Source organism: Planococcus glaciei (assembly GCF_900099655.1).
In the GTDB taxonomy this organism is placed as follows: Bacteria; Bacillota; Bacilli; order Bacillales_A; family Planococcaceae; genus Planococcus; species Planococcus glaciei.
In genome coordinates this window covers 223,914-238,414 of sequence record NZ_FNDC01000004.1, presented here as the reverse complement: position 1 = coordinate 238,414, position 14,501 = coordinate 223,914, and the positions used below count along the sequence as shown (strand labels likewise).

15 protein-coding genes are annotated in these 14,501 nt (G+C 45.9%); 7 read left to right on the top strand and 8 right to left on the bottom strand.

Annotated features, from left to right (window positions below):
- Window positions 1-31: 31 nt before the first annotated feature.
- From BLQ32_RS07880 to BLQ32_RS07865, 4 genes are all read right to left on the bottom strand, one after another.
- Window positions 32-1,297, bottom strand: a complete 1,266-nt coding sequence (locus tag BLQ32_RS07880) for a S8 family peptidase (RefSeq protein WP_074509879.1) — start codon at window positions 1,295-1,297, stop codon at window positions 32-34.
- Window positions 1,298-1,563: 266 nt separating this feature from the next.
- Window positions 1,564-3,183: a glycoside hydrolase family 13 protein gene (locus BLQ32_RS07875; protein WP_074509877.1), complete on the bottom strand. Its 1,620-nt coding sequence runs from the start codon at window positions 3,181-3,183 to the stop codon at window positions 1,564-1,566.
- 49 nt (window positions 3,184-3,232) lie between these two features.
- Entirely contained in the window at window positions 3,233-4,105 is an 873-nt protein-coding gene (locus BLQ32_RS07870; RefSeq protein WP_074509876.1) for an ROK family protein, read from the bottom strand.
- Between the two features lie 35 nt (window positions 4,106-4,140).
- Window positions 4,141-5,100 carry an aldo/keto reductase gene (locus tag BLQ32_RS07865; RefSeq protein ID WP_074509874.1) on the bottom strand — a complete coding sequence of 320 codons (960 nt, stop codon included), beginning with the start codon at window positions 5,098-5,100 and terminating at the stop codon, window positions 4,141-4,143.
- Between the two features lie 173 nt (window positions 5,101-5,273).
- Here BLQ32_RS07865 and BLQ32_RS07860 point away from each other — a divergent pair, with 173 nt between their 5' ends.
- Both BLQ32_RS07860 and BLQ32_RS07855 read left to right on the top strand, forming a co-directional pair.
- Window positions 5,274-5,990 (top strand): NAD-dependent deacylase, encoded by a 717-nt coding sequence (locus BLQ32_RS07860; RefSeq protein ID WP_074509872.1) that lies wholly within the window; start codon window positions 5,274-5,276, stop codon window positions 5,988-5,990.
- Between the two features lie 29 nt (window positions 5,991-6,019).
- Window positions 6,020-6,943, top strand: coding sequence for a PhzF family phenazine biosynthesis protein (locus BLQ32_RS07855; RefSeq protein WP_074509871.1), 924 nt, complete (start codon window positions 6,020-6,022; stop codon window positions 6,941-6,943).
- A gap of 59 nt (window positions 6,944-7,002) precedes the next feature.
- Here BLQ32_RS07855 and BLQ32_RS07850 read toward each other — a convergent pair whose 3' ends face one another.
- The gene (locus tag BLQ32_RS07850) at window positions 7,003-7,464 is read right to left on the bottom strand and encodes a HEAT repeat domain-containing protein (protein WP_074509869.1); all 462 of its coding nucleotides are present in this window, start codon (window positions 7,462-7,464) and stop codon (window positions 7,003-7,005) included.
- A 235-nt stretch (window positions 7,465-7,699) separates the two neighbouring features.
- On the opposite strand from BLQ32_RS07850, the gene BLQ32_RS07845 reads away from it, so the two are divergent.
- Both BLQ32_RS07845 and BLQ32_RS07840 read left to right on the top strand, forming a co-directional pair.
- The gene (locus tag BLQ32_RS07845) at window positions 7,700-8,107 is read left to right on the top strand and encodes an excalibur calcium-binding domain-containing protein (RefSeq protein ID WP_074509867.1); all 408 of its coding nucleotides are present in this window, start codon (window positions 7,700-7,702) and stop codon (window positions 8,105-8,107) included.
- A gap of 56 nt (window positions 8,108-8,163) precedes the next feature.
- Window positions 8,164-8,820, top strand: a complete 657-nt coding sequence (locus BLQ32_RS07840) for a class D sortase (RefSeq protein WP_074509865.1) — start codon at window positions 8,164-8,166, stop codon at window positions 8,818-8,820.
- An 87-nt stretch (window positions 8,821-8,907) separates the two neighbouring features.
- Here the strand turns inward: BLQ32_RS07840 and BLQ32_RS07835 are convergent, their stop codons facing one another.
- On the bottom strand, window positions 8,908-10,143 hold the full coding sequence (locus BLQ32_RS07835) for a cysteine desulfurase-like protein (RefSeq protein ID WP_074509863.1): 1,236 nt from the start codon (window positions 10,141-10,143) through the stop codon (window positions 8,908-8,910).
- A 206-nt stretch (window positions 10,144-10,349) separates the two neighbouring features.
- On the opposite strand from BLQ32_RS07835, the gene BLQ32_RS07830 reads away from it, so the two are divergent.
- A complete protein-coding gene (locus BLQ32_RS07830; RefSeq protein WP_036804579.1) occupies window positions 10,350-10,550 on the top strand; it encodes a spore coat protein in 201 nt (66 codons plus the stop codon).
- 22 nt (window positions 10,551-10,572) lie between these two features.
- Complete coding sequence (locus BLQ32_RS07825; protein ID WP_074509861.1) at window positions 10,573-10,914, top strand: spore coat protein; 342 nt, start codon at window positions 10,573-10,575, stop codon at window positions 10,912-10,914.
- 49 nt (window positions 10,915-10,963) lie between these two features.
- Here the strand turns inward: BLQ32_RS07825 and BLQ32_RS07820 are convergent, their stop codons facing one another.
- On the bottom strand, window positions 10,964-11,740 hold the full coding sequence (locus BLQ32_RS07820; protein WP_053168400.1) for a 3-hydroxybutyrate dehydrogenase: 777 nt from the start codon (window positions 11,738-11,740) through the stop codon (window positions 10,964-10,966).
- A 21-nt stretch (window positions 11,741-11,761) separates the two neighbouring features.
- A complete protein-coding gene (locus tag BLQ32_RS07815; protein ID WP_074509860.1) occupies window positions 11,762-13,081 on the bottom strand; it encodes a GntP family permease in 1,320 nt (439 codons plus the stop codon).
- Window positions 13,082-13,349: 268 nt separating this feature from the next.
- Here BLQ32_RS07815 and BLQ32_RS07810 point away from each other — a divergent pair, with 268 nt between their 5' ends.
- Entirely contained in the window at window positions 13,350-14,231 is an 882-nt protein-coding gene (locus tag BLQ32_RS07810; protein WP_074509858.1) for a LysR family transcriptional regulator, read from the top strand.
- Window positions 14,232-14,501 lie beyond the last annotated feature (270 nt).

The window sequence follows — 14,501 nt, the reverse complement described above, 5'->3', positions numbered from 1 at the left end:
AGCGAAAGCTGGAATTGTCCTTTGGAGAAGATTAACGCACGCGAGCAAATCCGAAACCGGAAGCATAGTCGTCGCCAACTGCTGCACCTGAACCGGAAAGGATGTCGTATGCTTTAGCACGGTTCTGCAATTCAGCACGCAATTGCGTGTTGCTTGCGGAAGTATTTGTTGCCCAAATCTTCGCAGCCAATCCTGCTACGTGCGGAGTTGCCATAGACGTTCCGCTGATTGTAGAATATCCGCCTGTATACCAAGTAGAGTAAACAGAAGAACCAGGTGCTGAAACTTCCACATCGCCTTTGTTGATCACATAATCGCCATCTGTAGCGCTATAGCCACGTGAAGAATAGTCCGCTACGCGGTAAGTGCCATTTTGAATCACGTTTTCAAGAGCTGCTACAGCTACTGCATTTTGCAAAGCTCCAGGGTAGCCGATTGTTCCTTGGTTAGGGCCTGAGTTTCCAGCTGCAGCGATGACAAGCACGCCTTTGCTGTAAGCATAGTTTACTGCATTTGTGATCAAGCTGCTTTCACCTGATGAGCCAAGGGACATATTGATAACCACTTTTGTGTTCAAAGCAGTTGCTTGGTCCGCAACGTGGCGGATGGCAGCTGCAATATCATCCGAATACCCGGAACCGTCATCACCCAATACTTTATAAGCCCATAGATCAGCGGATGGAGCAACACCGTATACGCCAGTGCCTGTACCGCCATCAGCCAAAGCTGAACCGGCAACGTGTGTCCCGTGCCCTTGTCGGTCAACACACGAGTTGTTTACTACTGTCGTAGTCGTTGTAAAATCTTTGCACTGTTCCACATTATTTTTCAAATCTGTATGGTTTACATTGACTCCTGTATCCAGCACAGCGATGTTAATGCCTGCCCCGCCAGTAGGTTTAGTCAATGCACTGTCATTGTAAATTGCCTTAATTCCCCACGGTACAGATTGGGAAGCTGCCATTGCAGAGTACGCTGCTTCCGGCTTTGAAGAAGTTTCTTCGATCGAAAATTCCGGTACTTTTTCCACGCTTAAGTTTTTGTTCTTTTGAAGCGCTTCAAATTGTTTTGCATTCATTGTAGTAGTAAAGCCTTCTGAATTGAATTCACGGTGGACACCGTATTTGCCTTTGGCATTTTTCAATTCATTTTGATTTGCCGAATCAACAAGAACGCGGAATGTTTCATTTCCTTGCTGCTGGGCTGTTTCCCCGTTTGCTGCACTAACGCCCATTGCCGGTACTAGCAAAGTAGCTGTCAGCATTACTGATGTTAAAAACTTCGCCGATCTCTTCATCGTTCAATCCCCTTTACCCTCATGATTTTTAGGCACTCAATACCACATGCAGCGTCCTGCATCAGCCTGACCGCTTCTGCTTGAGAAGCTATGCCGTACACTTAAGTTATCAGATAATTAGGGATTGCGTAATTGGGAAAATGAAAGGGCTTTTTTAGGAAATTAAAGAAATTAGTTCTATCGATATACGCATATTGGCGTGCCTTTTATTTTATTAGAGGAAATAAATAAAACCACTTGAGAAAAGTGGTTTTAGAAAGGGATTTTTACTTTTTCAATTGATAAACCCGGGCTTCATAAGGCCGTAAACTGTAAGGATCTTCTGCGCCGTAATTGCAAAGCAGCAGGACAGCCCCTTCCGGCGGCGACCAGGCGTAAAGTTCGTCTTTTAAATTTGATAGAACAAGCACTTTTTCCTTTTCGTCTTCTCTTGTGTAGGCATAGACGCAGGAATACCAGGTCTTGAATAATTTATAGGCGCCATAAACCAAAACCTCTTTGTTTTTCCGCAAAGCAATCATCTGCTTATATAAATTCAAAACCGACAAGGAATTTTGCCGCTGTGCTTCCACGTTCAGCCATGTGTAGTTTGGATTTAAATCCAGCCATGGCTTTGAAGTTGAAAAGCCCCCATACCCTTCGCCTTGCCACTGCATAGGCGTGCGGGAATGGTCACGGCTGTTCATTTTAATCATTTGCATAATGGCTTCGTGCTCTATCCCTTCCGCTTTTTTATAGCGGTAAAAATTTAAGGTTTTGACGTCATGGTACAAAACAAGGTCTTCAAACGGCGCATTGGTCATGCCGATTTCCTGTCCCTGATAGATAAAGGGAGTGCCTTGCATAAAAAAATACATAAAACCGACGGCTGTTGCGCTTTCACGCCAATAAACCGTATCGTCCCCCCATGTCGAAACGATGCGCGAACGGTCGTGGTTTTCCACGTACAAAGCGTTCCAGCTGATTCCTTGGGCCGCTTCCTGCCAGCGGGTTAAAACGCCTTTAAGGGCATCGACATTGACGCCGCACGGCTCGTCGGGTTTCCGGAGATACCAGGTTTCGAATTGGAACAGCATGTCCATGACGCCGTGTTTTTCGCCGATCCATTCATCGATTTCGTCTGTGGTCACGCCATTCGCTTCGCCTACCGTCATCACATCATATCTTGCGAATGTTTCTTCCCGAAGTTCCTTCAGAAAATCGAGGATCCCTTCGACATCGGTCATTTTTTCCCAAGCCGGCACATAGCCGCGCCCTTTTGGGTTCGGCATATTGGAATAGTCTTTTTTGATGTGGCTGATAGCATCCAGGCGAAAACCATCCACTCCCTTATCTAGCCACCAAGTGGTCATGTCATACAGCGCACGCCGTAAATCAGGGTTTTCCCAATTCACGTCGGGCTGCTTTTCTGCGTAAAGATGAAGGTAATATTGACGCGTCGTTTCATCAAATGTCCAGGCAGGGCCGCTGAAAATGCTTTCCCAATTGGTCGGCTCTTCCCGCCAGATATACCAGTCCCGCTTGGGGTTATCCAGTGAAGAACGGGATTCGATAAACCAGGGATGTTCGTCGCTTGTATGGTTCAGCACCAAATCCAGGATCAGCTTCATCCCCCGTTTATGCACTCCGTCCAACAAGCGGTCGAAATCATCCATCGTCCCCATTTCTTCCATAATGTCCTGAAAGTCGCTGATATCGTAGCCATTGTCTATATTCGGTGATTTATACATCGGACAAATCCAGATGATGTCGATTCCCAATTCGACCAAATAATCCAGCTTCTGCATGACGCCTTTCAAATCTCCGATGCCATCGCCATCGGAATCTTTGAAACTGCGGGGATAAATCTGATAGACGACCGCTTCTTTCCACCAGGTTTTCTTCATGGCCGACCCTCCTCACTTCTTTAGGACAAGTACCAGTGCCATCTACAATTTACTCACCATCTATCAATAATGCAGCTCCGAGAACCCCAGCTTCGTTGCCGAATTCGGCGACTTTTACAGACAGAGGATTTAAGAGCAGCGGCTCAAGCTGCTGCATGAACGGATCCCACCAAAGCGCAGCTGATTCTGAAACCCCGCCGCCGATTACGACCATGTCCATATCAAATATGGCTTGCAGCGAACTGACGCCTTGGGCCAGGTCCGCTGTAAATTCCTGGACCAATTGCCGGGCTTTTGGATTGCTCGCAGCCACTTCAAAAAGCTCCCGTGAATTGATGGAAAGGCCGGCTTCCTGAATGCGCCGGTTCAACGCTGTCCCGGAAACATATTGCTCATAACATCCCCGGCGTCCGCAAGGGCACAATACGCCATTTGGCTGCAAAATCATATGCCCGATTTCAGCAGCGCCTCCGTGCGGTCCGCCGCTCAACAGCTTACCGTCCCAAATAATGCCGCCGCCAAGGCCCGTCCCAAGCGTTAAGCAGACGACGCGACTTTTGCCTTTAGCTGCCCCTATCTTGGCTTCAGCCAAAGCCGCGCAATTCGCATCGTTGTCCACCTCAACCCGTTTTCCTGTCGCGCGTTCCAATTGCTCTTTCAAGTCGGTCCCTGTCCAGCCTGGCAAAATGTCTGTGGCGTAAATCACTTTTCCTTTAGCCGGATCGACAAATCCGTGTGTGCCAATGCCAATTGCGCCCACTTCGGGATGAAGTTTGAGAATGCGCATAACTTGATCTTCGAGATAAGGATACAACGGTGTTTTAGTTGGAACTGTCTCATCAAAGCTTAGTTCGCCTCCTTGGCCAACGATCGCCATTCGGATCTTTGTTCCCCCAATATCTATGCCTAATACCTTGTTCATTTTTTTCCTCTTTTCTTGTTTGCTGGATTTCCTTATTACAATGCTGTTGCGGCTCCCATCAATTCCTCGGACCATTTCCAGTCGCTGATTGCTACCGCTTCTGTTACATGCTGAGGTTTGCTGGCCCCGATAATTGCTGATGTGACCACAGGCTGATTTAAAATCCATGCCAATGAAAACTGAGAAAGATTCACTTTCTGTTCTTCAGCCAGTTGTTTGTACTTCGCTACTCTTTCAAAATTCTGGTCGGTGAAATATGGTTGGATGAGCTGCTCCCCTTTAGCTGCCCGGCTGTCTTGCGGCAAATCTGCTTTAGATGTGTATTTGCCGGACAACATGCCGCGGGCCATCGGGCTGTAAACCAGCAGCCCCATTTTCTCAGATTGGCAAAATGGAATCACTTCTTGTTCCAGCTCCCGGGACAGCAGATTATATGGGGACTGGGAGCAGATAAAATGTTCAAGCCGGTGAAAAGCACTTAGGCCGTTCGCTTTCGCCATTTGCCACGCTGCATAATTTGAACAGCCGATATAGCGGACTTTTCCTTGCTTGACGAGTTCTGTCAAGGCAGAAAGAGTTTCCTCAAGTGGCGTACGCCTGTCAAAACGGTGGACTTGATACAAATCAATGTAATCCGTATTAAGGCGCGTCAACGACTTTTCCACTTCCCGGTGAATATGGAATTTGGATAAACCTGCATCATTGACATATTGTCCGACCGGCAGCCCCACTTTAGTGGCCAAAACGATTTTGTCCCTTTTGCCTTTTAAATGGCGTCCGATAATTTCTTCCGACTCGCCTGTTCCGTATTTAAACGCTTCATCCTGCCCTTTGCCGTAAAAGTTCGCCGTATCAATCAAGTTAATGCCGGCATCGATGGAACGGTCCAGAATTTCAGCAGAAGCAGCTTCATCAATCCATCTGCCGAATGCCATTGTCCCAAGGCTTAAGTTTGAAACACGCAATCCTGATTTCCCTAGATTTGAATACTTCATTGAAGTCTTCCCACCTCTCTTTGCCTTCCGAAAACATCTTTCTTTTTTATTCGCTGTATGGCACATGAATCCCTTCAATACCGCTTATTTTCAAGCATTCATAATAATAACAATTTCGCTTCAGATTCGATATACTGTCATTAACAGAATTTTCTTTAAAGGCGGGTGTCTTTATGATCAGGGAATGGCTTCTATCTTCAAATCACACGGTCGTGTTTACGGGCGCTGGCATGTCTACGGAAAGCGGATTACCGGATTTCCGCTCAGCCAATCAAGGCCTTTGGCAGCAAAAAGACCCCAGCCAGGTGGCCAGCGTCTCAGCTTTGAATAATAATGTCGAAGAGTTTATCGAATTCTACCGCAAACGGGTGATTGGCGTAAATGAATACCATCCGCACCGCGGACATCAGCTGCTCGCGGAATGGGAAGACCGGGGATTGATCCAAGCGATCATTACCCAAAATGTCGACGGCTTCCATCAGCAAGCGGGCAGCAAGCAAGTTGCCGAATTGCATGGCACATTGAAGAAGGTCCATTGCAATTCCTGCGGCACCGTTTACAGCAGCACGGAATATGCAAACGAAACTTATCAATGTGTAGCCTGCGGCGGCCTCTTGCGCCCATCAGTCGTGCTGTTTGGGGAAATGCTGCCGGAAGAAGCGTTTAATTGGGCATTTGAAGAAGCTGCCCGCGCCGAATTGTTCATCGTTCTCGGTTCTTCGCTCACGGTCACCCCGGCCAACCAATTTCCGCTTATCGCAAAAGAAAACGGCGCACGGCTCGTCATTGTCAACCAGGAAGAAACACCGCTCGACCAATACGCCGACGAAGTGATCCATGACCGGAAAATTGGCGAAGTGCTGGCGGAATGGGCCGGGATGCTGAAATAACTTTAAAAGATAAAGAATGGAGGCAGGCTATGACGAGCTTAAACTATGAATTGATCGATGTGTTTACCAATAGCCCTTTTGGCGGCAATCAATTGGCGGTGTTCCACGATGAAATCGAATTGCCGACGGAAACGATGCAGAAAATTGCAGGAGAACTGAATCTATCCGAAACGGTGTTCATTCTCCCGCCCAAGAATCCCGACAATCAAAAAAGCCTGCGGATTTTCACACCGAAAGTAGAGTTGCCGATGGCCGGTCACCCTACAGTGGGCGCTTCTTTCGTCCTTGCTGATAAAGGCCTGATCCCAACGGAACCTGGGCAAAACCATTGGATTTTGGAGGAACAAATCGGTGAGATTCCGGTGACTGTTTATAAAGAAAGAACGGCCATCTCAAAAGTCGAAATGACACAGCCGCTTCCCGTTTTTGGCAGCCAGTTTCAAAAACCAGGTTTGGCTGCCGATTTACTGTCGCTGTCTCCGAAAGATTTGGACCAGCGTTTTCCCATTCAATCCGTTTCATCGGGCGTCCCTTTTCTCTTTATCCCCGTCCGCACGTTAGCGGCAATGAAAGACATCAACTTCCGGGTAGATATTTGGGAGCGGCAATTCAGTAAAAATCCGTATACCCAGCATATATTCGTTTTCACGATGCAAACAGAAGAAAAGCACTCCACCGTCCACAGCCGCATGTTTGCACCGGCAATGGGCATTCCGGAAGACCCGGCAACCGGTGCCGCAGGCGGACCGCTTGGCGCTTACTTGGTGGAGCATAGCGTCATCCCGCCTTCGAAAGACGGCAACTACACGATTCGCAATGAGCAGGGGTTCGAAATCCAGCGTCCCAGCTACATTGACATCTCCCTTACCAAAACCGGAAGCCGTATCAGCGACGTGAAAATTGGCGGTCAGTCTGTCAGCATGGGCAAAGGGCAGATTATTCTTCGGGATTAAACTCGCACCATAAAAAAAGCCGTTTCTTCAGTTCTTCAACTGAGGAAACGGCTTTTCATTTACTTTCTTGCTTGTCTTCCAGGGATGGATTTCCACTGGTCTTCAAGCCACTGATCGAAGTCTTCGCCTTTATCGCCTTTGTACGTGTCATAGATATCCACACGCATTTTCTGCAATTTCACTTTAAAATCTTCGAACTTATGGTCATGCGGCAAACTCTTCTTGATGCGCACAAGCGTTTTCGAAGCATCTTTGATCAAATCAAATTTTTTGTGCGTCGGCATATCCACTTCCAAGCCAAAGTCCTGCAATGCATCAAACGCGGCAAGCTGCACTTTGTAGACCGGATCGTTTTCCATGCGGTGCGTCAACATGTCAATGGTCTGCTTGTGCTTCCATTTGCCCAGCTCTTCAACCGCAGCCAAACGTTCTTTCCAGTTCGCTGTCCGGTTTACTGCCTTTTTCAATTCGTCGTAATTCGGCGGTAAAGTTGTGTTAAATTGTTGACTCAAAAAATTCATTCTCCTTTTGTTCATTTTCCTTTTTGGAAAATGAAATGGTCTCTTCCGTTAGCAGAAAAGCTTATCCATGTATTGTACCATCATCTGGTGAAAAGAACAAAAAGGCCGGCCATGATTCTAAATTCCCACTCATTTTACTGGAAAATATTTTAATTTATATAAAACTATAGTATAGTTTTCAAAAAGGCAAGATAATGAATGTTGCCTATTAATACTTGGAGGCGAAAAAGAGACCATGTTTAAAAAAACAGTATTAGGCAGTTCATTAGCATTGCTTTTGGTTACAGGCACCCCTTTTGTTACACAAGCTGAAATTAATGACAAAGATTGTGGAGATTTCTCTTCTCAGCAAGAGGTCATGGAATTTTGGTATGCGAATGGTTTCAATGCCACCAATGACCCTCATCGTTTAGACGGTGACGACGATGGCCTGGCTTGTGAAGTAAGTCAAAGCGAATACAATAATTTTCTTGTCAGCAAAAAAGCGAATGAATCCTCCACCGACATTGCCAAAGTAGAAGTAGTGGATGGGGAAAAATTACCTGACACAGCTAGCAATAATCCTCTTATGATGCTGTTTGGTGCGGGAATTGCCGGGCTCGGCTCTTTATTGCTTTTTCGTCGCAAAAGCCAACAAGCTTAATACCTAATTTTTTTAAAAGGCAGATTCAATCCTGCCTTTTTCCTTTGAGGTGATATATGTTGAGAAAATGGTTAGGACTGGTATTGATAGTGGCCGGCCTTTCAATCGGTATTTTTAGTTTTCGGGAATGGCATACGTCGAAAAGTTCCGCCCAGGCTCTGACAGACGCTGAACTTAAAATCTATAAAAGTGTCGAAACACCTGCAGGCCTCGAAAATACAGAGACGGCAGATCCTGTTAAAAAAATAGAAAAGCCAAGCTTTGTTCCCACACCTATTTGGACTACCGCAATCGACCGCAAACTTGGAGAAAATGCCGCAACACTAATGATTCCAAAAATCGAACACAAATATTCGGTATACTGGGGAGCTGATCCTGACACCTTAAAAAAAGGTATCGGCATGTTTGTCAGTGATCTCACCACGATTCCAGGCGGCCATGGCCATACAGTTTTAAGCGGGCACCGCGATACTGTTTTTACTAGACTGGATGAACTGGAAAAGCAGGATCAACTGCTGATAGAATACGAGGACAAACTGTACGTCTATGAAATTACCGACATGTGGATTACTGACTCAGAAGACCGCAGTGTAATTGTGGAAAAAAATGAAACCATTTTGACACTAACCACCTGTTACCCATTTGATTTTATCGGCAATGCAACTGAGCGTTATATCGTGCAGGCAAAATTGGTTTCAACACAGGATGCATAAGTTCAAAGGAGGCAAAAGCTGATGATTCAGCTTTTGCCTCCTTTCCTCTCTTCTATATGCCGCGTATCCAAGCACTGAACACTCTTGTTATTTAAGCTCTGAAACCGCCTGAATAAAACGCTCCACTTCTTCAAAAGTATTATACGGCGCTAGTCCTGCGCGGATCCAGCCCCCGCTCTTGTTGATGTCGAGCCGTTCAGCCAGCGTCGATGCATAAAAGTGCCCAGATGCGGTAAAAATGCTGTGCTCTTCCGCCATGATTTTGCACACTTCTTCCGGCGCGGTTCCTTTGACTTGGAAAGCAATGGTTGGCGTTTTTGCGACGCTTCGGTCCGCTTCAAACAAAGTGACTCCTTCGATCGCCGCCAATCCCTCCCGCAAACGGGTTGCCAAGCTGTTTTCATATGTCTCAATCTTTACAAGGCCCGATTCAATCCGTTGTCTGCGTGTTTCGCCTTCCCCAAAGCTTGCAAAGAATTCGATAGCCGGTTGGATTCCCGCAATGCCTTCATGGTTTTGCGTGCCGGTTTCCAGTTTATCCGGGTAATAGCTTGGTGCCGGCACTAATTTATACGGCTCCAAGTCTTTAAATATATCTTCCTTAATGGCGGCAATGCCGATATGCGGACCGAAAAATTTATAAGCTGAGCAAAGCAGGATATCAATGCCCATCTGGTCGCGGTCAATTAGCATATGAGGAGCGGCATGGACAGCATCTGCAGCCACCCATGCACCCACTTCTTTTGCACGCTTTGCAATGGGCGCCAAGTCAATAATCGTCCCTACGGCATTGGACGCAAGCCCAATGGCCACCAATTTGGTTTTCTCATTGATGACGTCGTTCAAATCCGATAAATCAAGTGTTAACGTTTCCGTATCCACTTGGATCCACCGCACAGTCAAACCATGGTCTTTGGCCATCAACAGCCAAGGATCGACGTTTGCCCGGTGATCCATTTCCGTCACGACGATTTCATCCCCTGCCTGGAACTGTTTGCCTAGCGCATTGGCGATGGCAATCGTAAGCGTTGTCATGTTGGCGCCAAAAGCCACTTCATTCGTTTGGACACCCAAGAAGTCCCCTACTGCTTTTTTCGCTTCAGCAATAATTTCTTCGGTTTCCCAACTTGACGGAAAACACCCGTGCAAATTTCCGCCGCCGTTTTCCATATAAGCCGCAATTGCCTGAATGGACGATTTCACCACCTGGGAGCCTCCCGGACCATCAAAATAAGCAGCCGGTTTCCCATGATAGGTTCTTTTCAAAGCTGGGAATTGTTCGCGCACTTCTGTAATCGGAAAAGTCGTTTCAGTTATTTTCATCGGTATGTAGCCCCTTTTCAGAAAGTTTCCTTTTAAATAAACCATGGCAGAAGCCTTATTGTCTATTAGGAAGCTCTATCTTGCAGAAAATTCTTTCAATATTTTTGAGTTAAAAAACCTAAAATATATGATTATAAAGAAAAAGAGCGGGTAAAATCCAACTAGTGTTGAATTTTACAATTCATAACCAATTGGAGGGATTTTTAATGGCAAAAGAATACGCTGCACACGAACTGCTCGAAGTCCATGAAATACTGACTTTCAAAACCGCCTGCGTTGCGAAAAGCAAAGTATTCAGCGGCTTGGTTGAAGACCCAAAGTTGAAAGAAATTCTTGAAGAAGACATTGAACTTTCTACAAAAGCGATTAAAGATTTGCGCAAAATATTGGAAGATTCTTCAAAATAATTCAGTGGAAAGGAAGGATATTATGGCTAATCAAAACGAACAGAAAAAAACTGAAACAGAAGCAATCAATAAAGAAAATTTAGCGATTCCCGGCTCTATGCTGGATGATTTGGCTATTGCCACTGATTTCCTAGTGACTGCAAAAGCAGCCGTCCGCAATCTGGCAGTTGCGATTACCGAAACTGCTACTCCTCAGGTTAAGAAATTACTGCGCCGTGAGTTGGACATCGCGATTGATACGCACGACAAAATTGCCCAATACATGATTAAAAATGAAATGTATCATGCTTATGATGTAAATGAACAAGTTCAGCATGATTTGAAAAAAGCCGATATTACATTGGAACTGGCTAAGAAAAAATGAGATTGCATGAAAAGACCATCCGTGTGTCTTGCGAACGGATGGTCTTTTATTATTGTGCCGTATATCCGCCGTCCAAGACGACTGCCTGCCCTGTAATACCAGATGCTTTGTCGCTTGCCAAAAACATCGTATAATCCGAAATTTCCTGCACAGACAACAGACGCTTTTGAGGAACCAGCGGATAAATGACTTCTTCAAGCACTTTATCCAGCGAAACATTGCGTGTTTTCGCCAAATCGCCCATTTGATTGCGCACAAGCGGTGTATCCACATAGCCCGGGCACATGGCGTTGACTGTGATGCCGTATTCCGCACCTTCAAGAGCAGCCACTTTCGTCAATCCGATTACGCCGTGCTTGGAGCTGTTATAAGCCGCTTTGCCGGCAAAGCCAACCAGTCCGTTGATGGAAGCCATATTGATAATGCGCCCTTTGCCTTGTTTCTTCATAATTGGAAATACATGTTTCGTTGCTACAAATGGAGCGACAAGCATGATTTTCACCAACAGTTCAAACTTTTCCGTCGGGAATTCTTCAATCGGCGCGACAAATTGCATGCCTGCATTATTGATCAATACGTCAAGTGAACCGAACTCTTCTACTGCTTGATCGATTGCTGCTGAAAGCTCCGTTTCGTCCGTCACATCCACTTTAATGCCGATCGCTTGGAAACCTTGGTTTTTCAAGGTCTGTGCGGCTTCCTTAACGGCATCTTCATTGATGTCTGTCAATACGATTTTGGCACCCGCTTTGGCAAAATCGGCACTGATTTCATACCCGATGCCGCTTGCTGCCCCCGTGATAAACACTACTTTATTTTCCACCATACGAATCACCTCGACTAAGATTTAAATGCCCATTCCTAAAGAAAACAGAACGATTGCAATAATGGTGCCCAGAAGCGGCACAACCACCGTTACCGCCCCTACCGATCCGTAAGCCGCTTTATGCGTTTCTCCGCAAATGCCCTGGATGGTTGTCACGACATATCCATTATGCGGCAGGGAATCCAGCGCTCCGGAAGAAATTGCGATTGTGCGGTGCAGCGCTTCCGCATTTACTCCCATGTCCAAATAATGCGGTGCCAATAACGGCAATGCGATAGCCTGTCCGCCTGAAGATGATCCGGTGATGCCGGCAATCACACTTACAGCAATGGCTCCGCCAATCAGCGGGCTTCCCGGGATATTCGTCATGGCATCGACCGCCACTTGGAAAGCCGGCGCCGCCTTTGCCACACCGCCAAAACCGACAACGGCGGCCGTGTTCCCAATAGCGATCAACGCTCCGATTGTTCCGTCGGTCAATGCTTTGCCCAAGTCATGGAAATGTGTTCTATTCAATAAATAAGTGGCAATCACTCCACCTAAAAGTGCAATGATCAACGCTGAGGTTTTCAATGAATCATGGAAGATATACGAAATGACCAGAACCACCAGGAGCGGGATCAATCCCATCAATGGATTCGGCAAATTGCGTTCTTCCACGATTGGATCTGTCTTGCGCGCTTCGAAGCGCTCCCCTTTGTTGACGGCTTTGTTGATCATGCGCTTGAGCCACCAGTAGCCGAATACTGCCATAAATACAGCAACGACAATGCTGACTTCCCATCCAGCGTACGGGCTCGTCCCCAGGAACTCAATTGGAATCCAGTTCTGGATTTCCGGCGACCCTGCGGATGTCATCGTAAACGTAACCGAACCCAGAGCCAAAGCGGCCGGGATAAACCGGCGCGGAAGATCCGCTTGTTTGAACAAGCTGAGTGCCATTGGATAAACCGAGAATGCTACGACGAATAGGCTTACCCCTCCGTATGTCAGCACGGCGCAAGCGATGACAATAGCCAGCACTGCTCGCTTAAGGCCGATTTTACTGACGAGCCAACGGGATACGCTGTCAGCTGCTCCGCTGTCTTCCATCAACTTTCCGAAAATTGCTCCAAGCAGGAACATCGGGAACCAGGATGTGATAAACCCGGAAAATCCGGTCATGTAATTGCCTAAGAAGTTCACTTCTCCTTCAGCCACCATCTGCGGGAAAAGCGGAAGGCTGCTGAATACCGCGACAACCAATGCGCTTAATGGCCCTGCAATCAGCAGATTCATGCCTCTCATTGTCAAAAAGATAAGCAATGCCAATCCACCAATTAAACCGATCATACTAAACATAATTTTTCCTCCTTCGTTTGCAGCAGTCCAGTGCAGCGATTTTCAACTGCCGCCATATCCGCTGCATCATTCTTTTTACCGCCTTTGCAGAATATAATATAAGTACAAATGCTAAATTTGAAAGCGCTCTCTTTTCAGTGTAAAATGCGTAAATTTTCTAAAATATTTATCAGCGGCGGTTTTTTAAGTGTACACTCACACTTATGATAGGTAAAATGAATAATAAGTATAGGTTCTATAACTATTTGTTATAACAGGAGGATGCATTGTGGATATTCGTCAATTAACTTATTTCATTGAAGTTGCAAAACACAAAAGCTTTACAAAAGCGGCGCTTGCCTTGCATGTTACTCAGCCGACTTTAAGCAAAATGGTCAGAAACTTGGAGGAAGAAATGGAAGTCACCTTGTTTGACCGATCTTCCCGGCAAATTGAATTAACGGATGCAGGAGCCGTGGTTTTCGAGCAGGCGCAAAAGATTGTTGTCAGCCTGGATGACTTGACTGCTTCTCTTTATGACGTCATGAACTTAAAAAAAGGAAAAATAAAAATCGGTCTTCCACCTGTCATCAGCACTTTGTTTTTCCCAACAATTATTGCGGAGTTTCAAAAGGCTTATCCCGAAGTCACCGTTATGCTCGCAGAAGACGGTGCAAAAAAAGTGGAACAAAAAGTGCTGGAAGGAGAAGTCGATCTGGGATTTGTCATGCTGCCGGTAGACGAGGAAAAATTCGATGTCGTACCTTTTGTACACGAAGAAATAAAGTTGCTTGTCCATGAATCCCATCCATTGGCACATCGGGAAACCATCGATTTAATCGAATGCAAAGACGATCCTTTTTTGCTGTTGAGCAAAGAATTCACATTAAATGGCCGGACGATTGAATTCTGTTTGAGCGAAGGGTTTACACCCAAAATTGCATATGAAAGTTCCCAATGGGATTTCATTGTCGGCATGGTCGAAAAAAACCTCGGCATTACATTGATGCCCAAATTGATTTGCGAACGGTCCAAAAACGGTCCGTTCAAGACGCTTTCACTGACCAATACATTTCCTTGGGTGCTTGGCATCATTTCTGCCAAAAACCGCTACCTCCCTTATACATCCCGATCGTTCATTTCACTTATCAAAGATTTGCCGAAAGTCTAGTAAACCTTTTCAAACCTCCAAACCTTGGAGGTTTTTTCTATTTTCAAGAATTCGCTTACCTTGGATAGACCTGTTAAAAATATGATGTTACGATAGGCAAAAGTTAATGTATCTAAATAATCATTTTTTATTCTTATTAAAATTAAAGGAGATGGCTCATGCACAAATGGTATCTGCATCTTCTATTAGCCGTTTGCAAAACCGCGCAATGATTAAATATGGAGGGAAACGGGAAAGCGATAAGAAATATCCTTTATAGAATTGGAGGAA